Source organism: Streptomyces sp. NPDC044002, assembly GCF_056434525.1.
The window spans coordinates 1-24995 of record NZ_JBWKEZ010000075.1 but is presented as its reverse complement, the minus strand read 5'-3'; the positions used below and the strand labels follow the sequence as shown (position 1 = coordinate 24995).

Sequence of the window (24995 nt, the reverse complement as noted above, 5' to 3'; positions counted from 1 at the left end):
CGGAGCGAGTTCGATGAAGCGCAGGACCCTGGCCGCGGCGGTCGTCTCCCTGCTCATGGCCGGCACGGTCGCCGGCACCGGCCCGGCGCGGGCCGCCGCGGCCGTGCCGGAACCGCCGGACACCGCGATGGCGCTGCCCGCGCCCGGCGTGCACCGGCCGGTCGGCCGGACCGTGGTGCACCTGGAGGACGCGGGCCGGGCCGATCCGTGGGTGCCCGGGGAGCGCCGGGAGCTGATGGTCTCCCTCTGGTATCCGGCGGTGCGGCCCTCCGGGGTGCCCGCGCCGTACATGACCGGACAGGAGTCCGCCCTCTACGTGAAGGCGAACAAGGCCTTCCTGGACGCGAACGGGGTGGTCCTGGCGGACGACGCCTTCACCCGGGTGGTGACGCACGCGACCGTCGACGCCAAACCGCTGCGGGTGCCCGGCGGGCTGCCGCTGGTCGTCCTCTCCCCCGGCTTCGGGATGCCCCGCGCCACCCTGACGGGCCTCGCGGAGGAACTGGCCGGCCGGGGGTACCTCGTCGCCGGGATCGGGCACAACCACGAGTCCACCGCCATCACCTTCCCCGACGGGCACACGACCACCTGCGACGCCTGCGGGAAGGCACCCTGGCCCGAGGTGGGGGCGGTCCGCGCCCGCGACGTGTCCTTCGTGCTGGACCGGCTCACCGGGCAGGACGGGAAGGAGCCGGTGTGGCAGGACGGCGCGCCCGTCGACCCGGACCGGATCGCGATGGTCGGGCATTCGGCCGGCGGCTTCAGCACGGTCCCGGCCATGCTGTCCGACCCGCGCGTCAAGGCGGGCGTCAACATGGACGGCGGCTTCCACGTCCTGCCCGACCGGCCCCTGGACCGGCCGCTGCTGATGCTGGGACAGCCGGGCCGCGTGCCGGGCGGCTCCGACGGCAGCTGGCAGAAGACCTGGGACGCGGCGACCGGCTGGAAGCGCTGGCTGACCGTCGACGGCACCCAGCACCTGTCCTTCACCGACCTGGCGGTCCTGACCAAGCAGCTCGGCATCCGCTCCTTCCAGGCCCTGGACGGAGACCGGGCCGACGCCGTCACCCGCGCCTACGTGTCCGCGTTCGTCGAGACGCACCTGGGGTGCCGGGCGGCCCCGCTGCTCGACGGGCCGTCGCAGCGCTACCCGGAGGTGCGGTTCCACCGGCCCTGAGCCGGCCGCGGCGGGCGCGGGTTCCTTAGCGGAACGTTAGATCTCGGTGCCGGGCCTTGTCCGGGTCCGGCACCGGATCCATGCTCTGGACACCCCCCTCGTCCGGGGCGTTCCCCCCTCCCATCAGGGACTTCCGTCTGGAGCCGCCATGTCCTCGTCCGCCGTCACGCACGGGTCGCCGCACCGGGAGGAGCGCGCCAGGCGCCGCCTCGCCCTGATCGGCGGATCCCTCGGCAACCTCGTGGAGTGGTACGACTGGTTCGTCTACGCGAGCTTCGCGATCTACTTCGCCGACTCCTTCTTCCCCGGCGACAACCCGACCACCCAGCTGCTGAACACGGCGGGCATCTTCGCGGTGGGCTTCCTGATGCGCCCCGTCGGCGGGTGGATCCTGGGCCGGGCCGCGGACCGGCACGGGCGCAAGAGCGCGCTCACCCTCACCGTCACCATGATGTCGGTGGCGGCCCTGATGATCGCCGTCGCGCCGACCTACGGCCAGGCCGGGTACTTCGGCGCCCTGGTGCTGCTGCTGGCGCGGCTGCTCCAGGGGCTGAGCATCGGCGGCGAGTACGCGGCCAGCGCCACGTACCTCACCGAGGCCTCGGCCCGTGACCGCCGCGGGCTGGGCTCGTCGTTCCAGTACGTCTCGATGACCTGCGGGCAGCTGCTGGGCCTCGGCATCCTGATCACGATGCAGCACACGCTGACCGCGGCCCAGCTGTCGAGCTGGGGGTGGCGGATCCCGTTCGTCCTCGGTGCCCTGTTCGCGGTGGTGGTGTTCTGGCTGCGGCGGCGGCTCCAGGAGACCGACGCGTTCAAGGAGGAGTCCGAGGAGGGGGGCACCCACGACGACAGCCCGCGCGGCTCGCTGAAGGCGCTGTGGCAGCACCGGCGGCAGGCGGGCCTGGTAATGGCGCTGACCCTCGGCGGAACCGTCGCGTACTACACGTACACCACGTACCTCACCAAGTACCTGGTCGGCAGCGCCGGCCTGCCCAAGACCACGGCCACGCTGGTGAGTTTCACCGCCCTCGCCCTCTTCGCCGTGCTCCAGCCCTTCGCCGGGATGCTGTCCGACCGGATCGGCCGCCGCCCGCTGCTGATCACCTTCGCGGTGGGCTGCACGCTCGGCACGTACCCGATCATGACGGCCCTCGGTTCTGCGGACTCGTACTGGCCGGCGCTGGGACTGTCCCTGCTCGCCCTGGTGATCGTGACCGGCTACACCTCGATCAACGCGGCGGTGAAGGCCGAGCTGTTCCCGACCCGGGTGCGCGCCCTGGGCGTGGCGCTGCCGTACGCGATCGCCAACGCGCTGTTCGGCGGCACGGCAGAGTACGTCGCCCTGTGGTTCAAGAGCGGCGGCCACGAGAAGATGTTCTTCTGGTACGTGTCCGGCTGCGCGCTGGTCTCGCTGGTGACCTACCTCCTGATGCCGGACACCCGCGACGCGGCGCTGAGCCGGGCCGAGGCGGCTGAGGCGGGCGCGGCCGGGGGTGGTGCCGCGTCGGCGAAGGCCGGTGCCGGGGCCGCCCGTTGATGCCCGAACCCGTGAACCCGTGAACCCGTGAACCCGTCCGGAGGGCCCGATGCACGCACTGCTCGTCGAGGACGACGACCGCATGGCCCGGGCCCTCGGCACGGCCCTCGCCCAGCGGGGGCACACGGTCCGCCGGGCGGCGCGGGCGGCGGACGCCCTGCGGCACGTCCGCGAGGCCGAGTTCGTCCTGCTCGACCTGGGGCTGCCCGATCTCGACGGGCTGGAGCTGCTGCGCCGCCTGCGCACGGTCTGCGACGCGCCGCTGATCGTGGTGACGGCGCGCTGCGAGGAGCGTGACGTGGTGCAGGGGCTGCGGGCGGGCGCCGACGACTACGTGGTCAAGCCGTTCCGGATGGCCGAGCTGATGGCGCGGATCGACAGCGTGCGGCGCCGGTCGGGCGGGCGCACGGCGGCCGAGCCCGCGCGGTACGCGGGCGGGCCGGTGCGCAGCGGGGACGTCGAGGTGGACCCGGCGGGCCGGACCGTCACGGTGGCCGGCGCCGAGGTCCGGCTGACGCGGCGGGAGTTCGACGTGCTGGCCTTCCTGGCGGCGCGGCCCGACGAGGTGCACTCCCGGGAGGAGATCCTGGACCGGATCTGGGGCGACGCCTTCCTGGCCGCCTCCCGTTCGCTGGACGTGCACGTCGCGGGGATCCGGGCGAAGACGGGCCGGTCCGGGCTGGTGCGCACGGTGCGCGGGTTCGGCTACCAGCTGGGCTCCGCCGCCGGGTGTCCGGACCGGGGCGCCGGCGCGTGAGGCGCAGGCTCCTCGCGGTGCTGATGGTGCTCATGGGGGCCGCCGCGCTGCTGCTGTGCGTGCCGCTGGCGGACTCGTACGCGCGCGGGCGGACCGAGCACCTGCTGCTGCAACGGCGTTCGGAGGCCGTCCGCTTCGCCGACCTCGCCGACCGGACGGGCACGGCCGCCGACCGGGCGGAGCTGTCGGCCGAGATCGGCCGGTACGCCGAGCTGTACGGGGCCGCGGTGGTGGTCGTGGACCCGTCGGGGGCGACGGTGGCGCGGGCCGGTTCGGGGGCGGCGCGGGCGGCGCTCACGGGGGCGGGGGCCTCCGCGGCGGCCGAGGCCCGGGACCGGGCGCTGACGGGGCGTTCCACCGACCGGCTGCCGACGGTGCGGCCCTGGGGTCCGGGGCGGGTGGTGCTCGCGGAGCCGGTGGGGCGGGACGAGCGGGTCAGCGGGGCGGTGCTGCTGGCGGTGCCGACGGACGCCGCCCGGCGGGACGTCACGGTCCGCTGGTCGCTCATCGCGGCCGGGGCGGCGGCCGCCTTCGCCGCGGCGGCGCTGGTGGCGGCGGGGATCACGCGCTGGCTGATGCGGCCGCTGCTCGACCTGGACCGGGCGGTGGAGGGGCTGGCCGCCGGCAGTCTGCACGCGCGGGCGGTCTCGGACGCCGGTCCGCCGGAACTGCGGCGGCTGCGGCGGCACTTCAACGCGATGGCGCAGGCCCTGGCCGACTCCATCTCCCGCCAGCGGGACTTCGTCGCCGACGCCTCGCACCAGCTGCGCAACCCGCTGGCGACGCTGGTGCTCCAGCTGGAGAACGTCGAGCCGCACGTCGCCCCCGGTCCCGGCCGGGCCGAGCACGGTCGCGCGCTGGAGGAGACGGAGCGGCTGGAGGAGCTGCTCGACGGGCTGCTGGCGCTGGCCCGGGTGGAGTCGGCGGCGCCGGAGCTGCGCGAGCAGGACGTGGCCGCGGCGGTGCGGGAGCGGGTGCGCGCCTGGCTGCCGGTGTTCCGGGCGGCCGGTCTGGAGCTGGCGGTCCGCGGCCCGGCCGGGGAGTTGCCGGCCCGTGCCCTGCCGGACGCGGCGGGCCGGGTCCTGGACGCGGCCCTGGACAACGCGGTGAAGTTCGTGCCGCGCGGCGGCCGGGTCGAGGTGTGCGCCGGGCGGGCCGCGGACGGTTCGGCGGTGGTGCGGGTCGCCGATGACGGGCCGGGGGTCCCCGAGGAGCAGCTGGAGCTGCTGCCGAGGCGGTTCGCCCGCGCGCCGGAGCACCAGAACGTGCGCGGCAGCGGGCTGGGGCTGGCCATCGCTGAGGAGATCGCGCGGATCAGCGGCGGCCGGCTCGGCGTCGGCGGGAACCTGCCGCGCGGGCTGGTGGTGGAGCTGCGGCTGCCGCCTCCGTGACGGTTCAGCCGTACACGGAGCGGTAGTGGGCGGCGGCGCCCGGGTGGAGGGGGACCTTCCCGGTGGAGATGGCGAAGCGGGGCTCCAGCCGTACGCCCGCGGTGACGTCGCGCAGCAGGTCGCGCCACCGGTCGGACACCACTCGCAGCAGGGCGCTCGCGGCGTCCGCGGGCACCGTGTCCCGGGCGAGGAGGTAGTTGCCGACGCCGAGGGTGCCGACGGGGGCGGTCAGTCCGTACGCGCCGGCCGGGAGGGTGACGGCCGTGTAGACGGGGCCGTGGAGTTCGCGCAGCGGGCCCACGTGGCCGTCCAGGGCGAGGAAGCGCAGCGGCAGCCCGCGGGCCAGCTCCGTCAGGGCCGGGGTGGGGACGCCGCCGGACCAGAAGAAGGCGGCGACGGCGCCGGTGCGCAGGGCGGCCGCCGATTCGGCGAGGCCCAGCTGGCGCACGTCCGCCGGGGCCGGGCCCGCGCCGGGCCCGGTGAGCCCGGCGGCGCGCAGGATGCGTCCGGCGACCACCTGTACCCCGGACCCGGCGGCGCCGGCCGCGACGGGGCGTCCGGCGAGGTCGGGTACGGCGTGCACCGGTCCGGCGGCGGGGACCACCAGGTGCGTGTAGTTGACGTAGACCCGGGCGAGGGCCGTCACCGCGGCCGCGCGGGGGAACGGCTCCCGCCCGAGCACCGCGTCCTCGGCGACGTCGGCGGTGGCCAGGGCCAGGTCCACCGAGCCCTCGTCCAGTCTGCTCAGGTTGTCCACGCTCGCGGCGGTGTCCACCGGCACGATCTCCAGCCCGCTCCCGGTGTCGGCGGCGGCCCGGGCCAGGGCCAGGCCGAAGGCGTTGTACGGGCCTCCGCGCGGCCCGGTCGCGAGCCGCAGCCGGCGCACCGGCCCGGAGTCCGCCGCGCAGCCGGCGAGCGCCGCGGCGGCCGCGCCGAGCCCGGCCCGTATCAGCCGCCGGCGGCCGGTCCGCGTGTCCGTCACGGCGTCAGCGTAGGGGGTGTCCGCAAAGTGGTGCCTGCCCCGCGACGCCCGGCACGCGCTCTCGCCGCACCGGACCCTGCGGGGCCCGCCCTCCGGGCGGACGGCGCCACTGCGCGGACACCCCCTAGCCACTCACGCCCCGAAGTGGCGGTGGCAGCCCAGGGCCACTCCGGTGACGGCGGCGAAGGTGCCCAGCAGGCCGAGGAGCTTCGACAGCCCCTCGGGGACCGGTGAGCCGGCGTCCGCTTCGTAGAGGTCTCCGCGCCACGGCCACCGCTCGGCCAGGGCGGCCTCCTCGGCGCCACACCGGAACACGGCGGTCCGCGTCCGCCCGGGCTCCCACGGGGCGGCGTACCGTACGAGGCAGTCGCCGTCCGCGCGCCGTTCCACCGTGCGCAGCGGTACCGTCCCGTCGTTCCCGGCCTCCGGTGAGGACCAGAAGCCGAAGGCCAGCATCGCGATCCCGAGCAGTGTCAGCCATCTGAACACCCCGAGCCACCGAGGCACCCGCCACCGGCCCATGCCGCCCCCGTCCCGCCCGTCCGCCCGCCCCCGTCGGCCGCTGTCGGCCCCCGCCCCGAACCAGCGTTCCCGCTCCCCCGCCGTCGCACTCCCCGCGTCCGGCGGCGGGGGAACGTCATGGTCGTGTGACAGGACTGCCACAACGGCGCAGCGCGGGAACTCCTGCGGGGCGGTGCGCCGTGTCCCTGCACGCGTGCCGGTGCGGGGCCGGCCGGGAGACATCGAGGAGCATCCCATGCAGTACACAGCAGGCCCGCGCCGCCCGGCGGCGCTGCTCGTGGCGGCCGCCGCGGCCGCCGCGGCCGCCGTCCTGATGACGGGCTGCGGCCCGGCCGACGACGGTGCGGCCGGGACGCCGCCGGCTCCGCCCACCGCTTCGGTGCCGGCCAAGCCGACGCCGGCGCCGACGGGCGGCTCCTCGGCCGGCGGGTCGGGCGGTTCCGCCACCGGCGGGTCGGGCGGCACCGCGCCGAGCCCGTCGGCGTCCGCCCCGGGCGGTGGCGGGGCGAAGCCCTGCACGACCGGCGAGGTCAAGGTCTCGGACGCCGAGCAGGCCGCGGTCCGGCCGCCCGGTACGGGGACGGGGGCCGCCATCGTGTCCGTCACCAACACCTCGAAGCACACCTGCACCCTCAACGGGTTCCCGACGGTCGCCGGGGCGGGCAACGGCTCGCCGGGCAAGAACGTGCCCATGACGATCACCCAGAGCGGCAAGGCTTCGACGGTACCGCTGGCGCCGGGCGCCCGTGCGTGGACGAAGCTCACCTTCGTCAACGTCCAGGGCGAGGCGGACGGGTACTGCGTCTCCGGCGCCACCCCCGGCTCCTTCCCGACCATGGTGATCGGCGTTCCGGGCGCGGGCTCGCACCAGATCGCCATGACCGACGGCGTCTTCGCCGAATGCGACGACAAGGCGACCGTCACCGCCTTCTCCGCCGTCAAGCCCACCTGAGGCCGGGGCGGGGTGGTGCGCCCCGCGGGCCCGCGCCGATACTTCACGGGCAGTCAGATCTGACCACGGAGGGGAAGCGATGAGGCTCGACAGGATGCTCCGCACCGTCTTACGGGGACCCCGCGCGGGGTTGGCGGCCGCGGCCGTGCTGGCCGCGGCCGCGGCCACCGCGGCGGCGGGGCCCGCGTACGCCGCGGAGCGGTGCGCCGCCGGGGCGCCCGGGGCGGCGGCACCCGTGCAGGTGGCGCAACTGCCCGACTGGGTCGAGTCGATCGCGGTCGACGGGCGGGGCCGGATGTTCGCCACCGCCTACTTCAGCGGCCGGGTCTACCGGATCGACGCGCCGGGCAGCGCCCCGGTGGCCCTGACCGGGGACGTCGGGGCCAACGGCGGGATCGTGGTCCGCGCCGACGGGCAGCTCCTCGTCGGCACCGGCAACGACCTCGCGCACTCGCTGACCGGTGACCTGTTCCCCACCTCGCGGCTGCTGCGGGTGGACCCGGATTCCGGCGCGGTCAGTACGTACGCCTCCGGCCTCGGCGGGATCGACGGGGTCGCCCTGGCCCCCGACGGAACGGTGTACACCACGACCCTGGGCGGCCGGAACATCGGCCGGGTCACCCCGGACGGCCGGGTCGATCCGGCCTGGGCCCGCGTCCCGCAGCCCAACGGGATCGCGGTCTCCCCGGACGGGGGCGAGGTCTACGTCGTGCAGACCACGGTGGCCCCGGGGCTGTACCGGATCCCCGTGGGCGATCCGGCGCACCCGCGGCTGTGGGTGTCCGCCGGGCTCTTCGACGCCCTCGCCCTGCCGGACGGGCTGACCCTCGACGGCCGGGGCCGCCCGCTGATCGCCACGCACGCGGCGGGCGAGATCTGGCGGGTCGAGGACGGGCGGCTGTGCTCCGTGGAGTCGGGGCTCCACCTCTCGACGCAGATCGCCTACGGGCACGGCGACCGGGGGTTCCCGGCGGGCAGGCTCTACCGGGCGGGCGTGGACGGGAAGGTCTACGAGGTGCCGGGCGGCGCCGAGGCCGGCCGCTGAGCCCGACCTGGCCTGACGCAGCCCCGCCCGGCCCCGCCCGGCGCGGGGCCCGGCCGGGCCGGGTCAGGTCAGGTCAGGTCAGGTCCAGGGGAGGGTGCGCCAGGGGCTGGCGGGGTCCGTGGCCAGGACGCGGTGGGTGCCGAGGGCGGTCTCGTACCACTCCCCGAACTCCTCCTCGTCGAAATGGAGGCAGCGGCCGAGCACGTAGGCGGCCGAGAAGTCCTCCCACGAGCGGTAGTTGACCTGGGCCAGGCGTCCGGCACGGACCACGGCGGCCTCCGCCTCGGGCAGGGAGCACAGGCGGGTGGCGAGGGCCCAGCGGGCCATGGCGGAGGCACGGCCGTAGTCCCAGGCCTCGACGGAGCGGACGAACCCGCCTTCGGGGAGCAGGCCGTCGGCGCGGAAGCGCGCCTCGTAGCGGGCGATGCGGCCGATCAGCCGCTGCACGCCCGCCACCTGGCCCTCGGTCTCCGCCTCGGTGACGGTGCGGCCCCGGCTGACCCCGTCGGGCGTCAGCCGGGGTTCGGCGGCCGCCTCGGCGCGCCGGCGCACGACGCTGCCCGCGGCCTGGCGCCAGTGGTCGGTGTCGACGGGGCCCGCGAAGTCCAGGGCCATGGAGCGGCGCAGTTGCAGGACGAACTCCCAGACGCCGCTGACCATGCCGGCGCGCAGCAGCTGCTCCTGGGTCTCCAGCCAGTCCTCCCGGGTGGTGACGCCCCACCAGCGTTCCAGCGCGCGCTTCTCGTCGAGGTAGCCGCAGCCGTGGTAGGCCATCGCGTTCCAGTAGCGGCCGTTGCGCACGTTGATGTGCGCGCCGACGCCGAGGCCGAAGGCGACCTGGCCGCTGCGGGGGCCGCCGACCTCCAGGGTGTGGATGGCGTCCCGGGCGAGTCCGGGGCGGTCCACGGGGGCGGAGTGCCGCTGCCACAGGGCGCGGCCCTCCGGTCCGGCCGGCAGTACGCCCTCGCAGGGGCTGCCGGGGTTGACGACGAGGTAGGGCGGGTCGTCCTGGTTCCAGACCTTCGCGAACCAGTCCAGGTCGTAGCAGTTGTAGACGGGGTCCGCGGCGGGCGGCGGCAGCATGCCGCCCGTGTAGACGGCCAGGCACATGGTCCCGGTCTGCGGGTTCCAGTACGGGTGGAAGCGGGTGTTGCCCGGGTTCGCGTCGACGGCCGCCCGCGACTGCATCATGTACAGGTCGGCGCGGGCGACGAGGTCGTAGTACGCGGGCCAGTCGCCGCGCATCCTCGCTTCGTACAGCCCCCGTTCGACCGCGCTCGGTGCCTGCCAGCCCTGCGCCGGCGCCGTCGGACCGGGCGGGGCTCCCTGTTCGTGACCTGCTGTCAAACCCATGGGCAAACCCTAAGGGGTGGATCTTCCGGGGTGCCGCGCCGGTGTCAGCCCGCCGAGCGCGGGTCGACCGGGGTGAGGACGCCGAGCCGGTCCTCCACCGCCTGGGCCGCGTCCAGGCACAGGTCCTCCCGGAAGGCCCGTCCGACGATCTGCACCCCGCCGGGCAGCCCGTCGTACAGCCCGGTCGGCACGGCCACGGCGGGCAGGCCGGCGAAGCTGGTGGCCGTGCACAGCCGCATGCCCGAGGCGACCCGGTCCCGGCCGGCGCGGTCGCGGGACTCCAGTCCCGGTTCGACGGGCGGTTCGGTGAAGGAGGGGCCGAGCAGCAGCGGGTACCCGTCGAGGAACTCGGCCCACGAGCGGCGGATGCCGAGCCAGGTGCCCATGAGCCGGACGAGTTCCTCGGCGGTGGCGGGCGGGGTCTTCTCCATCGCCATCTGGATGTAGCGGTCGCCTCCCTCGCCGAGGAGCGTGCGCACCACGGGCCAGCTCGGGGCGAATTCGGTCATGGTGATCCGGTCGTACGCTTCGAGGGCCTCGTCCAGCCGGGGTACGTCCGCCACCTCGCGCACGTCGTAGCCGGCGTCGCGCAGGGCCCCGGCCGCGTCGGCGACGGCCGCGCGGACCGCCGGGTGGACGCCGTGCCCGCCGGGGTCGGCCACCACCGCGACCTTCAGGGGGCCGGGGAGCGGGGGCCCGTACAGGGGGACGGGTACGGAGCGGGGGTCGCGCGGATCGGCGCCGGCCAGCGCCTCGTAGGCGAGCCGCAGGTCGCCCACGCGGCGGGCGAGGGGCCCGTCGGTCACCAGTATCTGGGAGGCCGGTCCGGGGTCGTCGGGGCCGAGGACGCGGTGGTCGGCGGGGAAGCGCCCGGTGGTGGGCTTGAGCCCGGCGACGCCGCAGAACTGGGCGGGGACGCGGATGGAGCCCCCGGAGTCGTTGCCGAGGCCGAGCGCCGCCATGCCGGTGGCGACGGCGGCCGCGTCGCCCCCGCTGGTGCCGCCCGGGGTGCGGGCGGGGTCCCAGGGGTTGGCGGTGTCGCCGAAGAGCTCGCTGCGCGTGTGCATCCCGGCGAGGACCAGGGTGGGCATGTTGGAGTGCCCGATCGGTACGGCGCCCGCGGCGCGGAGCCGGGCCACGGGGGGCGCGTCGGCGGCCGCGGTGAAGTGGCGGAAGCGCTCGACGCCGAAGGTGGTCGGCACGCCCTCGACGGGGGTGGTCTCCTTGACCGTGAACGGCACGCCCGCCAGGGGGCCCAGCGGTTCGCCCGCGGCCCGGCGGCGGTCCGTCGCGGCGGCGGCTTCGAGGGCCCGGTCGGCCATCAGCTGGGTCACCGCGTTCACCCCCGGGTTGACCTCGGCGATCCGCTCCAGATGGCTCTCGACGAGCTCCACCGCCGACACCTCGCCGCCGCGCACGGCGCGCGCCTGTTCGGCGGCCGGCCGCCGCCAGAGGTCCTCGTGCGTCTCCTGCGTCTCCCTCATGTTCCCCGTGCTCCCTGCTCGTTGACGTTCTGATGCGCTTGCATCGGAACCATAGCCGAGGAACCGATGCGCTCGCATCGAATAAGGTGGGGGCGTACGGGATCGCGACGGGCGGCCCGGGCGGGGCCGGAACGGGAAGGCGGGTGCGCATGCCCAGGCAGGTGGACCACGAGGGGCGGCGCCGTCTCATCGCCGAGGCCGTCTGCCGCCTCGCCGACGAACGCGGACTGGAGGGCGTCACGCTGCGCGACGTGGCGGCCCGTGCCGAGGTGTCGATGGGCGCCGTGCAGCGGTGCTTCGCCACCAAGGAGGAAATGCTGCTCTTCGCCCTCGGGTACGTGGGCGAGGCCATCGGCGAACGCGTACGGGCCCGGCTGGTCCGCAGCCCCGCGCAGTCCGCCGCGTCCGCCCTGGGCCACGCGGCCACCGAGGTCGCGCTGCTGCGGGAGGAACACCGGGCCGAGGCCCGGGTCTGGCTCGCCTTCGTCGCGCAGGCCGCCGTCAGCGCACCACTGGCGGAGACGCTGAGGGCGAACTACGCGGCCCTGCACGCGGCGTTCGCCCGGCTCATCGCGGAGGCCTGCGAGGGTGCGGACGGGCCGGCGGACCTCGACCCGCAGCGCGAGGCGCGCGCCGTCCTGGCCCTGGCGGACGGCCTCACCACGCACGTCCTGATCGGGCACCTCGGCCCGCGGGAGGCCGAGGAAGTGCTCCACGCGCACCTGCGCGGCCTGTGGGAGGGGCCGGCCGCAGGCCGGTGAGACCACCTCCGCGGGCCTGTGAAAGAGTGCCGGCGGAGCGCGCACGACAGGACGGAAGGACTCCCCCACCATGCACACGGCCGACCGGATCGACCACGGGGCGGCGGTAGCGGCAGAGACCGCCCGCTTCGCGGCCCTGCTCGCGGACGCCGACCTGACGGTCCCCGTACCCACCTGCCCCGGCTGGACGCTGGCCGACCTGGTCCGGCACACCGGCGGCGTTCACCGCTGGTTCTCGGTACTGCTGCGGCAGCGGATCCAGCAGCCCCCGGCCGGCCGTGAGGTCGACCTGCGGCTGCCCGAGCACCAGGACGGTTACGCCGAATGGCTGAGGGCCGGCGCCGCCGAGGCGGCCGAGGTCTTCGCGGACACCGACCCGGACGCCCCGATGTGGGTCTGGGGCGCGGACGGGCACGCCCGGTTCTGGATCCGCCGGATGCTGTTCGAGACGCTGGTGCACCGCGTCGACGCCGAACGGGCCCTAGGACTCCCCTCGGTGATCGACCCCGCGCTCGCGCGGGACGGCGTGGACGAGTTCCTGGCCAACTTGCCCTTCGCCGCGCTGTTCGCGCCGAAGGTCGCGCACCTGCGCGGGTCCGGCGAGGCCGTCCGGTTCCGGTGCACCGACACGGACGCGAGCCGGCTGGTCCGGCTGCGGCCCGACGGTTTCGGCCTCGACGCGGACCTCGACGCGGACGGCCTCGCGGTCCCCGCCGAGGCGGAGGTCCGGGCGGGAGCCGCGGACCTGCTGCTCCTGCTCTACGGCCGGCTGGACCGCAGCGCACCGGGCGTCGGCACCGCCGGCGACGACGGGCTGCTCGACCTCTGGTTCGCCAACTCCGCGTTCTGACCGGCGGCGGCCGCGCGGAACGGGACGTGCGGATCCCCGGGGGCTGTGTCAGCGTGGGAGGGCACATGCCCCGCCGAAGGGATCCTCACGTGGCGTCTCCTGGTGACCCGCCGTCCGCCGCCGCCCTCGCGGCGCAGGCCCCTCCCCTCGTGGAACGGCCGCTCGGGCAGGCGCCGACCGAGCTGTGGGCACTGGGTCTGGTGATGGCCGCCGCGCCGTGTTCGGCCCGCGAGGCGAAGCAGATCCTGCTGGCGGCGGCCGACCGGGCCCGGATCACCGCCGCGCAGGCCGCGGAGGCGATGGTGGCCGGATCGCTGGGCCTGCCGGTGCCCGGGCGGGTGGAACGGGCCCTGCACCGGGCGGTGCAGGCGGCCCGCACCCCCCTGCCGCCCGGTGCCTTCCGGGGCGTGGGGATCCTGCCGAGCCGCCTGCGGACCGAGGAGGTCCTGTCGCGCCTGCGCGGCTGCCAGGCCCGCCTCGCGGCGGCCCCCACGGACCCGGGCACGCTGCGGGCCATGGACGACGTGGCCTACACCCTGTGCGTCCTGATGGGCCGCCCCACCACCCACGAAGCCGTCCTGGCGGCCGAACGGCACCTCCTGGCCCAGGAGTAGGGCGCGCCGGTCACCAGCGGACGGGGAGCTCCCGTACGCCGCGGATCAGCATGCCGGGCACCCAGGACAGCTTGGCGGCGTCGGCGTCGCCCTCCAGGTCCGGGAAGCGCTCCAGCAGGGAGCGGAGCGCGATGCGGCCCTCCATCCGGGCCAGCGGCGCGCCGAGGCAGTAGTGGAGTCCGTGGCCGAAGGCGATGTGGCCGCGCGCGTCGCGGCGGATGTCGAAGCGGTCCGGGTCCTCGAAGCGCGCCGGGTCGCGGTCCGCGTCCGCCATGGCGATCAGGACGGCGGACCCCTTGGGGATCACCGTCCCGCCCATCTCCACGTCCTCCAGGGCGAGTCGCTCGGTACAGGTCTCCACCGGCCCGTCGTAGCGCAGCATCTCCTCGATGGCGCCGTCCAGCAGGCCGAGGTCGGCGCGCAGGTCGGCGAGCTGCCCGGGGTGGGCGAACAGCGCGCGCATCCCGTTGCCGATCATGTTGACGGTGGTCTCGTGCCCGGCGATGAGCAGCAGGACGCACATGCCTATCAGCTCGGCGGGCGAGAGCCGGTCGCCGCCCTCGTCGACGGCGTGGATCATCGCGCTGAGCAGGTCGTCGCCCGGTTCGGCGCGCTTGGCGTCGATGAGGCCGCCCAGGTACCGGGGCATCTCCTCGTACGCGCGGGCCTCGGCCTCCGCGCTGGTGCGGGCGACCATCTCGTTGGACCAGCCGCGGAACGCCTCGCGGTCCAGGGCGGGGACGCCCAGGAGTTCGCAGATGACGGTCATCGGCAGGGGAAAGGCGAAGGCCTCCACCAGATCGCCGCGGCGGCCGCCGTCCGCCTCCATGGCGTCGAGCAGCTCGTCGGTGATCTGCTGGATGCGCGGCGCCAGGGCCTCGATGCGCCGGGGGGTGAACTCCCGGGCCACCAGGCGGCGCAGGCGGGTGTGGTCCGGCGGGTCGGACATCAGCATGTGCGCCAGCGCCGGGTGGTCCTGTTCGGCGTTGATGATCTGGCCGACGTCCCCCGAGCGGCGCCAGTCGCGGCTCAGCCGCGGGTCGGTGAAGGCCGTGCGGCAGGCCTCGTGGCCGACGACGAGCCACATGTGCTCGCCGTCGGGCGTCAGTACGTGGTGCACGGGGCCCCGCTCCCGCAGTGCGGCGTAGACCGGGTACGGGTCCCGTACGAAGTCCGGGCTGAGCTCCAGCAGATCGACGACGGCAGGCCGAAGTGCCATTCCATTCCCCCTGAGTCGAATGCGTCGCGGCGGTGCGGCGCCGCGCGTTCACCCCAGAGTAGTCGCGGTGTCACCGCGGGGGGTGGCGGGGCGTCCGGTTCCGGTTCGACCGCGCGGGGATGCATTGCGGCGCGGCAATGGGGAAGACGCCCACCCGGAGATCGGAGGAAACCATGATCATTCTGGGCGTCATCCTGCTGATCGTCGGCTATGTCGCCGGCATCGCCATCCTCTGGACCATCGGCCTCATCCTGGTCCTCGTCGGGCTGGTCCTGTGGCTCCTGGGAGCCGTCGGACACGCCATCGGAGGACGACGGCACTACTGGTAGGCCGGGCCGGAGCCCGGCACCGCAGCCCGCTTCACCGCACCGCTCAGGCGCCGGACGGCCGTACGGGCCGGAGGGTCCACCCCTCCGGCCCGTACGCCGCCGCCCGGGCTCAGACCCCCGCGCCGTGGTCCTCGGGCAGGCCGGTGCCGCCCATGCGCGTCAGCAGGGCGCTGAGGGTCCCGACCTCGGCCGGGGCCCATTCGGGCGCCGCGAACACCTCGGCGGCGACCTGGTCGGCGGCCTTGAGGCAGTCCGCAAGCCGTTCGCGGCCGGCGTCCGTCAGCGCCGCGTAGGCGACGCGGGCGTCGCGGGCGTCCGCCTCGCGGACCACGAGGCCGATCCGCTCCAGCGGGCCCAGCCCCCGGGTCACCCCGGAAGCGGTCAGCCCCAGCGCTCCGGCGAGGTCGACGCGGCGCATGCGGCCGCCCTCCGCCCGCCCGAGGTGGAGCAGGACCATGAAGTCGGCCAGGCTGACCCCGTACAGGGACCCCAGCCGGGAGTCGAACCGTCGCACCAGGGCCGTCTGGGCCTTCACCAGGCGCAGGGACACATCCAGCGCATCACTCATTGCTACCTCCTTGACTCCTCAAGCATCAGGGAAAAAGCTTGAGTAGTCAAGGAGCCGTCGAGCATCTCGGTGCCGGGCCCCCGCGGTGGCGTATCGTCCTCCCGTTCCCGAAACCGGAGGCACCGACCATGGGGCTCGTAGGGCTGCTCCTGCTGAACGGCTTCGCCCTGGCCGCGTTCGCCTTCGGCCGGCTGGCCGTGCGGCTGGTGCGCCGCGCGCCCGTGTGGGCCTACGCGGCCGCCCCGCCACTGGCGGTCGTCGCCACCGGCTGGGCGCTGGGGTGGCTGATGTGGCCCTCGTACGCGGCGGCCCCGGCGGTGCTGCTGTGGTGGCTGGGCGGCCTGATCGGCGCCGTCACCTGGTGGACATGCCAGGCCCGCACCCACCGCCGCCGCCACTGACCCCGGTCCAGGGGCCGTCCGGGAAGCAGCGCCTGGACACCCCCTAGGCTCGCCCCGTGACGACGAACACGGAGACGGGCAGGGGCGGCGGGCGGCTGCTGTACGGGTGCATGGGGCTGGGCGGGAGCTGGGAGCCGGGCCCGTACGGCCCCCGGGACGTCGACGCCGCCGAGGAGGCCGTCCACGCCGCTCGGCATCGGGATCACCGTCTTCGACCACGCCGACATCTACCGGCACGGCAAGGCCGAGGCGGTCTTCGGCGAGGTGCTGGCCCGGACGCCCGGACTCCGGGAGCGCATCACCCTCCAGACCAAGTGCGGCATCCGCCTGCCCGGCCGCGACGGCGGCCCCGGCATGTACGACCTGCGGGGCCCGAGCATCGTCCGGCGCGTCGAGGAGAGCCTCGAACGGCTGCGGACCGACGCCGTCGACGTGCTCCTGCTGCACCGCCCCGACCCCCTGGCCGACCCGGACGAGATCGCGTCCGCCCTGATGTCCCTGCACGGACGGGGACTGGTGCGCGCCTTCGGGGTCTCCAACACGGGCGCCCCGCAGATCGCCCGCCTCCAGGCGCGGCTGGACGTGCCGCTGGTCGCCAACCAGCTGGAGATGAGCCTGCACAGCCGCGCCTGGGTGGAGTCCGGCGTACTGCTCAACACGCCCGAGGGCGCCGGTCACGGCTTCGCACCCGGAACGCTGGAGCACTGCCTCGACCACGGCATCCGGCTCCAGGCCTGGGGCGCGCTCGCCCAGGGCCGGTTCACGGGAGGGCAGCGGACACCGGCCGAGCGGGCCACGGCCGCCCTGCTGGAAGAGCTGGCGCGCAAGAAGGGCACCACCCCGGAGTCGGTGCTGCTGTGGTGGCTGACACGGCACCCGGCGGGCATCGCCCCCGTGATCGGCACGGCCCGCCCCGACCGCATCCGCGCCTGCCGCGACGCGGCCCTGAACCCGCCCGACCTCACGCACGAGGAGTGGTACGGGCTGTGGACCACGGCCCGGGGCGTACCGCTTCCCTGATCACCCGTCCCGCCGGTCATCCGGCCACCCGTCCCGCCGGCCGGGGGCGAGGTGGGCCACCACCTCGGCCAGGTCCTCGCACACCTCCTCGATCTTCAGGCGGACGTTGTTCTGCTCGGTGACCATGGCCGACAGCAGCAGCCCCGTGAGGGCCGCCGCCCCGTTGAGGGCCTGGAGGTTGACCATGACCTCCAGCAGGCTGTGCTGGGCGAAGGGCCCGGCCTGGTCGATCGCCGACCCCACGGCCACCACCGACACCAGCAGGGCACAGGGCGCGCTGCCGGCCAGCTGGAAGCGGACGGCGGCCCAGATCAGGAGCGGGAAGACCAGGAAGAGCAGCGACAGGCTGCTGTGGGTGGTGACGGCGGTCACCACGCCCGCCGCCGCCATCAGTGCGAGGGCCTCGGCCACCCGGTAGGGGTCCCTGGGCGGCCGGGCCCGGCGCAGGACCAGCAGCAGCGGGGTCACCAGCAGCACGCCCATGGTGTCCCCGGCCCACCAGGCCGACCACACCCCCCAGAACTTCGCCGCCGGCAGGTCGCCCGTGAGCAGCAGCGTCCCGGCGCCGCCGGTCGCGCTGACCAGCATCGGCAGCAGGCCGCCGGCGAAGACCAGCGCCAGCCCGTCCCGCAGCCGGTCGAGCTCGGGCCGGAAGCCGACGCGGCGCAGCAGGGCGTACGCGCACAGCGGGGCCAGGGTGTTCCCGAGGACGATGAGGAGGTCGACGGGGCGGAAGGCGGTGATCCCCTCGATGGCGAGGTACGTGCCGAGGGCGATGCCCGGCCAGACCCGCGGTCCGAACCAGAGCAGGGCCGCGAGGGCGATGCCGGTGGGCGGCCACAGGGGCGTGACGACCGAGCCCTCGACGACCACCTGCCGCAGCAGGCCGAGCCGGCCGCTCAGGTAGTAGGCGGCGGCGACCCCGAGGATCCGCAGGAGCGCCTCGGACGGACCCCGCCATTGCACGGTGCGCACCACAGCATCAGACAACAGCCCGGCCGCCGGTGCGGGGCGTGACACGCCCGGCGGGGATCAGGCGCCCGCCGGGCCGTGGCTGAGGACGAGCACCGCGGCGTCGTCGGCGTGGCCGGTGGAGTCGGCCACCTTGATCACCTCGGCCGCCAGCTCGTCCGGGTCGCCGCCCGCCGCCTCCCGGACGATCCGCAGCACCCGCTCCAGGCCCACCTCGATCGGGAACGCCGGGCCCTCGACGACACCGTCGGTGAGCAGGACGATCGAGCCCGGCTCCGTCAGCCGGCGCCGGGTGACCGAGTACCGCGCGCCGGGGACCGTGCCCAGGGGCGGGCCGCCCGCGTCCTCGGCGAGCCCGTACCGGCCGGCGGCGGTGGCCCAGACGGTCGGCACGTGGCCGGCCCGGGCGCTGGCGAGGTCGCCGGTGCACGGGTCGTAGCGGAGCAGGCTGCAGGTGGCGAACAGCTCGCTGTCGAGGGAGAGCAGGACGTCGTTGGCGCGGCCGAGCACCTCGCCGGGATCGGCGACGACGGCCCCCACGGCGCGCAGGCAGACCCTGACCTGCCCCATGAAGGCGGCGGCGGCCACGTCGTGGCCCTGTACGTCGCCGATGGAGAAGGCGAGGGCGTCCTCGGCCACCCGGAACCCGTCGTACCAGTCGCCGCCGATCTCCAGGCCGTGCTGGGCGGGCGCGTAACGGGCGGCCGTGCGCAGCCCCGGCAGGACGGGCAGGGAGGAGGGCAGCATCTCGCGCTGGAGGGCCTCGGCCAGCTCCACCCGGGCGTGCTGGAACCGCGCCCCTTCCCGCGCCTGCGCGCTGAGCCGGCCCAGCATGCTCAGCAGGTCGGCGCTGTCGGGCCGGTGCGGCTGGCGCCGAGGGGTCACGGACCCCTCCGGGGTATGTGCATGGTCTCCCTGCTCCCGCGACGCGAAGATCCAGGGCCATCATATTTCGGCCGGACGGATTCCGCCGGGCGCCCGGTGCGGCAGGGAGCCCCTGAGCGGCCCGTCCCGGCCGGCCGGCGGGGGGTGGGACGATGAGGGGGAGCGGACCGGTACCCGGCCCTGAGAACTCAGGAGGTGTGCCATGCCCGGACGGACCCTGTGCGTGGCCCTCACCGGACTCCTCGCTGTCCCGCTGTACGGCTCCACCTCGGCGGCGGCCAGGACGCTTCCGGCTGACGACTACAAGGTCACGTGTCCGAAGGCCTCGTACTACGACTACACGGACTGCACCGAAGGGCACTTCTTCCTGAGGCCGGGGTACAGCCTTTCCGTCAACCCCACCCACACGGCCGACCAGCTCGTCAGCTCCACCTTCGCGCTGTTCGACGGGGAGGCACCCCACGGCCTTCTGGTCGAGCGCGAGTACGTGGAGAGCGGGAAGTGGAAGCACCTGTGGACGAACAGGGAGGACAAGACCGTGTTCGTCGACCTGAAGGCCATGGCGAGCTTCGCCTCCGACGACGGAAAGAACGTCGTCGTCTACGTCCGGATCGTCCCCGTGGACGGGCAGGGCGTCAACCGCGGGAAGCCCACGGACCTGAAGGTCCACAAGGCCGTCAAGACGGTGAAGCAGAACGGCCGCGTGGTGGTGAACGTCCGGGAGCTCGCCTCCGGCACGGGCGACCTGAGGTTCGGAAAGGTGAGCACGCCCAAGCACGGCTGGATCTCCTTCGAGAAGGGCCGCAAGGAACTGGTCTACAAGCCCTTCAAGGGCTTCAAGGGCGTGGAGAACCTCCAGTACAGCGTGAACTTGTACAACCCGCAGGACCGCAGCAAGTGGGCCACCTCCACCACCGAGACCATCACCTTCAAGGTCGTGAGGTGACCCCGAAGACGTCCACCAGCCGGTAGAAGACCGTCGGGCCGCGGCCTCTGCGTGCCGCGGCCCGTTCCGGCGTGCCGTAGCCGCCGCGCAGGCAGTCGCCTGAGGCGTCGGGGTTCTTGCCGGAGTAGCCTCCGGGACCGTCGGCGGCCTCGCCCGTCACCCGCCGGAAGCCGTCCGGGGTGAGGATCCCGCCTGCCGTCCAGTACGCAGGTCGTCGCCGTCCGCCGATCCCACGGGCCGTCAGCGTGCCCTGATCGCACACGCAGTGACGCCCCGTCGGCGGGAACCGCGATGACCTGATTTGCGTGATCTTGCGTAAGCTCTTGATCGACTCGGGCCTCCGGCCGCCCCTCTCCCGCCGTTCGGCGGGCGGCCGCGTCCAGGTCCCGGGAACCGCACCCACCGAGTAAGAGGAACAACGTGCTCCTGCCCCTGAACCGCCGTCTGGCCGTCAGCGCCGCCCTGCTGGCCACGGTGGCCGCCGTGGTGCCCGCCACCGCCGCCCAGGCCGCGCCCGCCGCCTTCCCGCAGACCGCCGGAGCGGCCGCCGCCACCCTGCCGGATCCCGATCTGGAGGCCGTGGCACAGGCGTTGCGCAACACCACCGCCGCAGGGGCGCCCGGCGCGCTGGCCCGCATCGGCGACGGGAAGAAGAGCCTGGTCGAGAAGGTCGGGGTGCGCGACAAGGTCACCGGCCAGGCCATGGACCCGCAGGCACGCTTCCGGATCGGCAGCGTCACCAAGACGTTCTCGACGGTCGTGCTGCTCCAGCTCGTGGACGAGAAGAAGATCGCGCTGGACCAGCCGGTCAACCGCTACCTGCCCGGGCTGCTGCCCGACGACCGGATCACCGTGCGGCACCTGCTGAACCACCGCAGCGGGCTGGCGGACTACACGAACGCCATGTTCGACAAGACGGTTCCCGGCTTCGAGGCCGTGCGGAACAAGGTGTTCGGCTACGACGAGCTGGTGAAGCTCTCCCTGGCCGAGCCGCGCACGACGGAGCCCGGGGTCGCGTACAAGTACTCGAACACCAACTTCGTGGTCGTCGGCATGCTCATCGAGAAGGCCACGGGCCGCCCGGTGGCCAAGGAGTACGAGCGCCGCATCATCAAGCCGCTGAAGCTGCGCAACACCTCGTACGTGCACCCCGACGCGAAGATCAAGGGGCTGCACACGCACGGCTACCTCACCCCGGACGAGGCCGGCGCCCCGCTGGTCGACTCCACCGAGCAGACGGTGTCGTGGGCCCAGTCGGCCGGTGCGATGATCTCCAACCCGGCGGACCTCGGCACCTTCATGTCCGCGCTCGTGAGCGGGAAGCTCGTGAAGCCCGCCCTGCTGGACCAGATGCTGACGATGACCCCCACCGACGCGACCAACACCCGCTTCTACGGGCTGGGCCTGCGCCGCTACGACCTGTCGTGCGGTACGTCGGTGTACGGCCACACGGGCACCGTGCAGGGCTTCTACACCTACGCCTTCGCCACCCGCGACGGCTCCCGCACGCTCAGCGCCATGGCGAACACCTCGAACCAGGGCGCGGCGAACACCGCCCTGGGCGGCACCCTCGAAGGGGCCTTCTGCGGCAAGAAGCCGGTGAAGGCGAACGCCCGCGGCTTCGCGGCGACGTCGACCCCGGCCCCGGCCGACGTGGACCTGCCGGAGCGCAACGCCCGATGAGGGCGGGCCGCCGCGGGTTCCGGCCCGCGGCGGCCGTGGCCGTCCGGCACCGGCCCGATAGGCTCGGGCGGCGGACGGCCGTCACGTCCGTCACCTGCGTCACCTGCGTCACGTCCGTCATGTTCATGGGGGTTGCACCGATATGACCATCAACCGCCCCGGCCTGCCCGGGGACCTGCCGCCCGCCGAGGTGCTGTGGGCGCGCTGGGCCCTGGTCGCGGTGCTGGAGGCCTCCACCGAGGCGGAGGGCCGGGGCGTCCACCGCAGCGGGCACTGGATCGACGCCGAGGGGCTGCACCTCGACGACTGCGGCTGCACCTGGTGGACCTTCGCCCCGATGGGCGGGGGCCGGTACGTCCTCTACGGCGAGGACGAGTCGAGCGCCGTCAAGTGGCACGAGCCGGGCGTGGACATGCTGGCCCAGGGCCCGGACTGGCTGCCCCACGAGACCCTGCGCGACCTGCTCGGCAGCTGGGAGCTGGGCTGCGTCTACTGGTCCGAGGACGGCACCTGGGCCCGGGCGCCCTACCCGGACGACCTGGACGACGACGGCCTGGACTGCGGGATGAGCCGCTTCACGGAGCACCCGAAGTTCCTGAACCTGCTGCTCTACGGCACCTGGGACGGCTGCCGCTGCGCCCCGTTCGAGGACCGCCAGGAGGCTGCGGCGGCGCTGCTGGACGCCGCCGTGCGCCGCGAGCTCACGCCCGGGGCGCTGGAGGAACTGGCCGCCGGCTGTTCCTGCGGCCACTGGGACCTGCCCGCCATGCTGCGCGCGCTGGACCTCTCCGGGCTGGCACAGGGATCGCCGGCCTCTCCCGCCTCCCCCGCCTCTCCCGCCTCTCCCGTCAGAGGGTGATCCAGTAGCGGCGCTTGGGGCCGACCAGGGTCTCCCGTACGTCTTCCAGGACGCCTCCGCCCCGCTCGATGGTGCGGGCGGAGGCCCCGTTGCCGGGGTCGCAGGTGAGCAGGACCCGGTCCATGCCGAGCAGCCGCGCCTCGTGCAGGACCTCGCCGAGGGCCCACCCGGCCAGGCCGCGTCCGCGCGCCGAGGGGCGGACGCCGTAGCCGATGTGGCCGCCCGCGTCGAGCAGGAAGGCGTTCAGGTAGTGCCGCAGGTCGATGGCGCCGAGGTAGGTGTCGCCCTCGGTGATCCACCAGTGGGTGGCGTGGACCCGGCCCTGCTCGACGGGTGCCGTCCGGTCGGCCCGGCCGATCAGCCTCTCGGTCCAGTCGGCGAAGCCCCGCAGGGTCGTGACGTCGTCGTCGGCGCCGAGCCCGGCCCCGTCCATGTGGGCGTCGGGCCCCCATTCCTCCTGGGCGGAGAGCCAGGAGGAGTACAGGCGGGGGGTGGGGGTGACCAGTTCGGGCATGCCCCGGACCGTAACAGTCCGATGATCCGACTCCGCAATCCGGCTCGGGTCACGCCCACCGGCTGATGCCGAAGCCCTCCCCCTCCCGGTGGACCTCGACGGCTCCCCCGCCGCCGAAGTGGGCGGGCACCACCAGCTCCCGCAGCTCCGCGGCGCGCCCGAGGACCTGCCGCCGCGTGGCCGCGGCCTGCCGCGGGTCGGCGCAGAAGCAGCTGTTGCAGGAGGGGGCGAGGATCTGGACCGGGCTGTGGACGAGGTCGCCGACGAAGACGGCCCGGTCGGTGCCCGAGGCCAGCCGCAGCACCGACGAGCCGGGGGTGTGGCCGGGGGCGGCCTCCAGGGTGAGGTGCTCGTCGATGCGGTGGGCCCCTTCCCAGAGCACGGCCTGGCCGGCCCGGTGCACGGGCGCGATGCTGTCCTCGTAGATCAGCCGGTCGTCCTCCCGCACCCCCTTGGCGTAGCCGCCGCGCGGGCCGAAGTGGTGGTCGTCGGCGGCCGGGATCAGGTAGCGGGCGTTGGGGAAGGCGGGGACCCACTCCCCGGCGGCCTCGACGGTGTTCCATCCGACGTGGTCGGCGTGCACGTGCGTGTTGACGACGTAGTCGACGTCCCGGGGGTCGACGCCCGCACGGGCCATGGCCCCGAGGAAGTCGCCCTCCCGCCGGTGGAACAGCGGGGCACCGGGCCGTTCGCGCCCGTTGCCCACCCCGGTGTCGACGACGACGGTGGTGCCGCCGCTGCGCAGGACCCAGGTCTGCAGGGCCATCACCGCGCGGCCGTCCTCCGCCCGCATGTGGTCGGGGGCCAGCCAGTGCTCGTTGTCCTTCCACATCCGCTCCCCCGCCTCGGGGACCAGGTCCGCCACGGGGCCGAAGGGCCCCTGCCACTCGATCACCCGGATGACCTCGACGTCGCCGAGCACCATGCTGTTTCCGTTCGCGTTGTCCATGATCATCACCGTACGGAGGGCCCGGTGAGCGGCTCAATGCTCCGGACGCTCTCCGGGATACGGGAGCGGCTCACGCGGGGTGCGCTGGATAGGGTGGCGCGGTGGATGTGGTGAGCGACGCGATCTCGGCCGTACGGGTCGGCAGGCCCTCGTCCGACCGGATGCGGGTGGACGGCAGCTGGTGCGTGCGGTTCGCCCCGTACGACGGCGCCGGCTTCCACGTGGTCCTGGAGGGCGGCTGCTGGCTGCTGCCGGACGGCGGCCCGCCCGTGTCGCTGGGCGCGGGTGACGCGGTGCTGCTCCCGCACGGCACGGGGCACGTGATCGCGGACTCCCCCGCCGACGCGCGGGCCGTGGCGCGGGCGGTGCCGTTCGAGTCGGTCCGGGCGGCGTGGCGGCGGACCGGGCCGGGGGGCGGCGGCGCCGGCGGGGTGGTGGAGATGCTGTGCGGCAAGTACCGGCTCGACCGCAGCCGGGCGCATCCGCTGATGGCGGAGCTGCCCGCGGTGGTGCACCTGCCGAACCGGGTGGGGAGTCACCCCGAGCTGCGCTCCGCGATCGATCTGCTGGGCCGCGAGCTGGGCGGGCAGCGGCCGGGGGGCGGTGTCGCGGTGCCCAGCCTGCTCGACCTGCTCCTCGTCTACATGATCCGGTCCTGGCTGACCGCCGGGGGCACGGCGGGCAGCTGGCCGGCCGTGCTGGGCGACCCGGTGGCGGCCGCCGCGCTGCGGGCCCTGCACGCGGATCCGGCCGCCCCCTGGACCAACGAGCGGCTGGCCGCCGAGGCGGGGGTCTCCCGCCCGACGCTGGCGCGGCGGTTCACCGCCCTGGTGGGGCGGCCGCCGATGGCGTACCTCACCTGGTGGCGGCTGAACCTCGCCGCCGGCCTGCTGCGCAGCACCGAGGACCCGCTGGCCGCGGTGGCGCGCCGGGTCGGCTACGGCACGCCGTACGCCCTGTCGCACGCCTTCAGCCGCGAGTTCGGCACGACGCCGGGCCGGTACCGGGCCCGGGAGGCGGCCGGCGCGCCGCACGCGGAGGGCCGGGGGGGGGGGGGGGGGGGGGGGGGCGGGCGCACCCCCCCCCCCCCCCCCCCCCCTCTCCCCCCCCCCCCCCCCCACCCCCCCCCCCTCCCCCCCCCCCCCCTCCCCCCCCCCCCTCCCCCCCCCCTCCCCCCCCCCCCCCCCCCCGTCCCCCCCCCCCCCCCCCCCCCGGGCGCGGA

26 protein-coding genes and 1 pseudogene are annotated in these 24995 nt (G+C 75.0%); 16 read left to right on the top strand and 11 right to left on the bottom strand.

What is annotated here, in order from left to right:
• The first annotated feature begins 13 nt into the window (after positions 1-13).
• From AC07A6_RS35520 to AC07A6_RS35505, 4 genes are all read left to right on the top strand, one after another.
• Complete coding sequence (locus AC07A6_RS35520; RefSeq protein ID WP_478779849.1) at positions 14-1177, top strand: alpha/beta hydrolase family protein; 1164 nt, start codon at positions 14-16, stop codon at positions 1175-1177.
• Between the two features lie 148 nt (positions 1178-1325).
• Positions 1326-2717 carry an MFS transporter gene (locus tag AC07A6_RS35515; protein WP_478779848.1) on the top strand — a complete coding sequence of 464 codons (1392 nt, stop codon included), beginning with the start codon at positions 1326-1328 and terminating at the stop codon, positions 2715-2717.
• Between the two features lie 49 nt (positions 2718-2766).
• The gene (locus tag AC07A6_RS35510; RefSeq protein ID WP_478779847.1) at positions 2767-3474 is read left to right on the top strand and encodes a response regulator transcription factor; all 708 of its coding nucleotides are present in this window, start codon (positions 2767-2769) and stop codon (positions 3472-3474) included.
• Positions 3471-4865 carry a sensor histidine kinase gene (locus tag AC07A6_RS35505; RefSeq protein ID WP_362463949.1) on the top strand — a complete coding sequence of 465 codons (1395 nt, stop codon included), beginning with the start codon at positions 3471-3473 and terminating at the stop codon, positions 4863-4865. The genes AC07A6_RS35510 and AC07A6_RS35505 overlap by 4 nt, the downstream gene beginning before the upstream one ends.
• Before the next feature lie 4 nt (positions 4866-4869).
• On the opposite strand, the gene AC07A6_RS35500 is transcribed toward AC07A6_RS35505, so the two are convergent.
• Positions 4870-5847: a TAXI family TRAP transporter solute-binding subunit gene (locus AC07A6_RS35500; RefSeq protein ID WP_478779846.1), complete on the bottom strand. Its 978-nt coding sequence runs from the start codon at positions 5845-5847 to the stop codon at positions 4870-4872.
• A gap of 132 nt (positions 5848-5979) precedes the next feature.
• Positions 5980-6336 (bottom strand): hypothetical protein, encoded by a 357-nt coding sequence (locus tag AC07A6_RS35495; protein ID WP_478779845.1) that lies wholly within the window; start codon positions 6334-6336, stop codon positions 5980-5982.
• A gap of 268 nt (positions 6337-6604) precedes the next feature.
• On the opposite strand from AC07A6_RS35495, the gene AC07A6_RS35490 reads away from it, so the two are divergent.
• Both AC07A6_RS35490 and AC07A6_RS35485 read left to right on the top strand, forming a co-directional pair.
• The gene (locus tag AC07A6_RS35490; RefSeq protein ID WP_478779844.1) at positions 6605-7321 is read left to right on the top strand and encodes a DUF4232 domain-containing protein; all 717 of its coding nucleotides are present in this window, start codon (positions 6605-6607) and stop codon (positions 7319-7321) included.
• Between the two features lie 79 nt (positions 7322-7400).
• Positions 7401-8366 (top strand): SMP-30/gluconolactonase/LRE family protein, encoded by a 966-nt coding sequence (locus AC07A6_RS35485; RefSeq protein WP_478779843.1) that lies wholly within the window; start codon positions 7401-7403, stop codon positions 8364-8366.
• A 78-nt stretch (positions 8367-8444) separates the two neighbouring features.
• Here the strand turns inward: AC07A6_RS35485 and AC07A6_RS35480 are convergent, their stop codons facing one another.
• Both AC07A6_RS35480 and AC07A6_RS35475 read right to left on the bottom strand, forming a co-directional pair.
• Positions 8445-9719, bottom strand: a complete 1275-nt coding sequence (locus AC07A6_RS35480) for a DUF1266 domain-containing protein (protein ID WP_362463959.1) — start codon at positions 9717-9719, stop codon at positions 8445-8447.
• A 44-nt stretch (positions 9720-9763) separates the two neighbouring features.
• Positions 9764-11203, bottom strand: a complete 1440-nt coding sequence (locus tag AC07A6_RS35475; RefSeq protein WP_478779842.1) for an amidase — start codon at positions 11201-11203, stop codon at positions 9764-9766.
• A 149-nt stretch (positions 11204-11352) separates the two neighbouring features.
• On the opposite strand from AC07A6_RS35475, the gene AC07A6_RS35470 reads away from it, so the two are divergent.
• From AC07A6_RS35470 to AC07A6_RS35460, 3 genes are all read left to right on the top strand, one after another.
• Positions 11353-11964 (top strand): TetR/AcrR family transcriptional regulator, encoded by a 612-nt coding sequence (locus AC07A6_RS35470; protein ID WP_478779841.1) that lies wholly within the window; start codon positions 11353-11355, stop codon positions 11962-11964.
• Between the two features lie 70 nt (positions 11965-12034).
• Positions 12035-12814, top strand: coding sequence for a maleylpyruvate isomerase family mycothiol-dependent enzyme (locus AC07A6_RS35465; protein ID WP_478779840.1), 780 nt, complete (start codon positions 12035-12037; stop codon positions 12812-12814).
• An 89-nt stretch (positions 12815-12903) separates the two neighbouring features.
• Positions 12904-13428 (top strand): DUF5133 domain-containing protein, encoded by a 525-nt coding sequence (locus tag AC07A6_RS35460; protein ID WP_362463970.1) that lies wholly within the window; start codon positions 12904-12906, stop codon positions 13426-13428.
• 10 nt (positions 13429-13438) lie between these two features.
• Here AC07A6_RS35460 and AC07A6_RS35455 read toward each other — a convergent pair whose 3' ends face one another.
• Positions 13439-14647 (bottom strand): cytochrome P450 family protein, encoded by a 1209-nt coding sequence (locus AC07A6_RS35455; protein ID WP_386271658.1) that lies wholly within the window; start codon positions 14645-14647, stop codon positions 13439-13441.
• Positions 14648-14820: 173 nt separating this feature from the next.
• Between AC07A6_RS35455 and AC07A6_RS35450 the strand changes: the two genes are divergently transcribed.
• Positions 14821-14976: a DUF6131 family protein gene (locus AC07A6_RS35450; protein WP_478779839.1), complete on the top strand. Its 156-nt coding sequence runs from the start codon at positions 14821-14823 to the stop codon at positions 14974-14976.
• Between the two features lie 109 nt (positions 14977-15085).
• Here AC07A6_RS35450 and AC07A6_RS35445 read toward each other — a convergent pair whose 3' ends face one another.
• Entirely contained in the window at positions 15086-15544 is a 459-nt protein-coding gene (locus tag AC07A6_RS35445) for a MarR family winged helix-turn-helix transcriptional regulator (RefSeq protein ID WP_478779838.1), read from the bottom strand.
• A gap of 128 nt (positions 15545-15672) precedes the next feature.
• Here AC07A6_RS35445 and AC07A6_RS35440 point away from each other — a divergent pair, with 128 nt between their 5' ends.
• The gene (locus tag AC07A6_RS35440) at positions 15673-15945 is read left to right on the top strand and encodes a hypothetical protein (RefSeq protein WP_362463980.1); all 273 of its coding nucleotides are present in this window, start codon (positions 15673-15675) and stop codon (positions 15943-15945) included.
• Between the two features lie 195 nt (positions 15946-16140).
• A complete protein-coding gene (locus AC07A6_RS35435; RefSeq protein ID WP_478779858.1) occupies positions 16141-16965 on the top strand; it encodes an aldo/keto reductase in 825 nt (274 codons plus the stop codon).
• On the opposite strand, the gene AC07A6_RS35430 is transcribed toward AC07A6_RS35435, so the two are convergent.
• Together AC07A6_RS35430 and AC07A6_RS35425 are read right to left on the bottom strand one after the other, a co-directional pair.
• Entirely contained in the window at positions 16966-17943 is a 978-nt protein-coding gene (locus AC07A6_RS35430; RefSeq protein ID WP_478779837.1) for an MASE1 domain-containing protein, read from the bottom strand.
• A gap of 54 nt (positions 17944-17997) precedes the next feature.
• Complete coding sequence (locus AC07A6_RS35425) at positions 17998-18822, bottom strand: PP2C family protein-serine/threonine phosphatase (RefSeq protein ID WP_478779836.1); 825 nt, start codon at positions 18820-18822, stop codon at positions 17998-18000.
• A gap of 202 nt (positions 18823-19024) precedes the next feature.
• Between AC07A6_RS35425 and AC07A6_RS35420 the strand changes: the two genes are divergently transcribed.
• Entirely contained in the window at positions 19025-19768 is a 744-nt protein-coding gene (locus AC07A6_RS35420) for a hypothetical protein (protein WP_478779835.1), read from the top strand.
• Here AC07A6_RS35420 and AC07A6_RS35415 read toward each other — a convergent pair.
• The gene (locus AC07A6_RS35415) at positions 19752-20030 is read right to left on the bottom strand and encodes a barstar family protein (RefSeq protein ID WP_478779834.1); all 279 of its coding nucleotides are present in this window, start codon (positions 20028-20030) and stop codon (positions 19752-19754) included. The genes AC07A6_RS35420 and AC07A6_RS35415 overlap by 17 nt on opposite strands.
• A 164-nt stretch (positions 20031-20194) precedes the next feature.
• Between AC07A6_RS35415 and AC07A6_RS35410 the strand changes: the two genes are divergently transcribed.
• Together AC07A6_RS35410 and AC07A6_RS35405 are read left to right on the top strand one after the other, a co-directional pair.
• Entirely contained in the window at positions 20195-21451 is a 1257-nt protein-coding gene (locus tag AC07A6_RS35410) for a serine hydrolase domain-containing protein (protein WP_478779857.1), read from the top strand.
• 142 nt (positions 21452-21593) lie between these two features.
• Positions 21594-22310: a hypothetical protein gene (locus AC07A6_RS35405; protein WP_478779833.1), complete on the top strand. Its 717-nt coding sequence runs from the start codon at positions 21594-21596 to the stop codon at positions 22308-22310.
• Here AC07A6_RS35405 and AC07A6_RS35400 read toward each other — a convergent pair.
• Together AC07A6_RS35400 and AC07A6_RS35395 are read right to left on the bottom strand one after the other, a co-directional pair.
• A complete protein-coding gene (locus tag AC07A6_RS35400) occupies positions 22300-22824 on the bottom strand; it encodes a GNAT family N-acetyltransferase (RefSeq protein ID WP_478779832.1) in 525 nt (174 codons plus the stop codon). The genes AC07A6_RS35405 and AC07A6_RS35400 overlap by 11 nt on opposite strands.
• 49 nt (positions 22825-22873) lie before the next feature.
• Positions 22874-23779 (bottom strand): MBL fold metallo-hydrolase, encoded by a 906-nt coding sequence (locus tag AC07A6_RS35395; protein ID WP_478779831.1) that lies wholly within the window; start codon positions 23777-23779, stop codon positions 22874-22876.
• Positions 23780-23874: 95 nt separating this feature from the next.
• Here AC07A6_RS35395 and AC07A6_RS35390 point away from each other — a divergent pair.
• Positions 23875-24795 (top strand): annotated as a pseudogene (locus tag AC07A6_RS35390) (AraC family transcriptional regulator); the annotation flags it as partial.
• Positions 24796-24995 lie beyond the last annotated feature (200 nt).

Bases quoted from the DNA above. Each gene is read 5' to 3' on its own strand.
- AC07A6_RS35520 (WP_478779849.1), top strand. From the start codon at position 14: ATGAAGCGCAGGACCCTGGCCGCGGCGGTCGTCTCCCTGCTCATGGCC.
- AC07A6_RS35515 (WP_478779848.1), top strand. From the start codon at position 1,326: ATGTCCTCGTCCGCCGTCACGCACGGGTCGCCGCACCGGGAGGAGCGC.
- AC07A6_RS35510 (WP_478779847.1), top strand. From the start codon at position 2,767: ATGCACGCACTGCTCGTCGAGGACGACGACCGCATGGCCCGGGCCCTC.
- AC07A6_RS35490 (WP_478779844.1), top strand. From the start codon at position 6,605: ATGCAGTACACAGCAGGCCCGCGCCGCCCGGCGGCGCTGCTCGTGGCG.
- AC07A6_RS35485 (WP_478779843.1), top strand. From the start codon at position 7,401: ATGAGGCTCGACAGGATGCTCCGCACCGTCTTACGGGGACCCCGCGCG.
- AC07A6_RS35480 (WP_362463959.1), bottom strand. From the start codon at position 9,719: ATGGGTTTGACAGCAGGTCACGAACAGGGAGCCCCGCCCGGTCCGACG.
- AC07A6_RS35475 (WP_478779842.1), bottom strand. From the start codon at position 11,203: ATGAGGGAGACGCAGGAGACGCACGAGGACCTCTGGCGGCGGCCGGCC.
- AC07A6_RS35470 (WP_478779841.1), top strand. From the start codon at position 11,353: ATGCCCAGGCAGGTGGACCACGAGGGGCGGCGCCGTCTCATCGCCGAG.
- AC07A6_RS35465 (WP_478779840.1), top strand. From the start codon at position 12,035: ATGCACACGGCCGACCGGATCGACCACGGGGCGGCGGTAGCGGCAGAG.
- AC07A6_RS35455 (WP_386271658.1), bottom strand. From the start codon at position 14,647: ATGGCACTTCGGCCTGCCGTCGTCGATCTGCTGGAGCTCAGCCCGGAC.
- AC07A6_RS35450 (WP_478779839.1), top strand. From the start codon at position 14,821: ATGATCATTCTGGGCGTCATCCTGCTGATCGTCGGCTATGTCGCCGGC.
- AC07A6_RS35445 (WP_478779838.1), bottom strand. From the start codon at position 15,544: ATGAGTGATGCGCTGGATGTGTCCCTGCGCCTGGTGAAGGCCCAGACG.
- AC07A6_RS35440 (WP_362463980.1), top strand. From the start codon at position 15,673: ATGGGGCTCGTAGGGCTGCTCCTGCTGAACGGCTTCGCCCTGGCCGCG.
- AC07A6_RS35420 (WP_478779835.1), top strand. From the start codon at position 19,025: ATGCCCGGACGGACCCTGTGCGTGGCCCTCACCGGACTCCTCGCTGTC.
- AC07A6_RS35405 (WP_478779833.1), top strand. From the start codon at position 21,594: ATGACCATCAACCGCCCCGGCCTGCCCGGGGACCTGCCGCCCGCCGAG.
- AC07A6_RS35400 (WP_478779832.1), bottom strand. From the start codon at position 22,824: ATGCCCGAACTGGTCACCCCCACCCCCCGCCTGTACTCCTCCTGGCTC.
- AC07A6_RS35395 (WP_478779831.1), bottom strand. From the start codon at position 23,779: ATGATCATGGACAACGCGAACGGAAACAGCATGGTGCTCGGCGACGTC.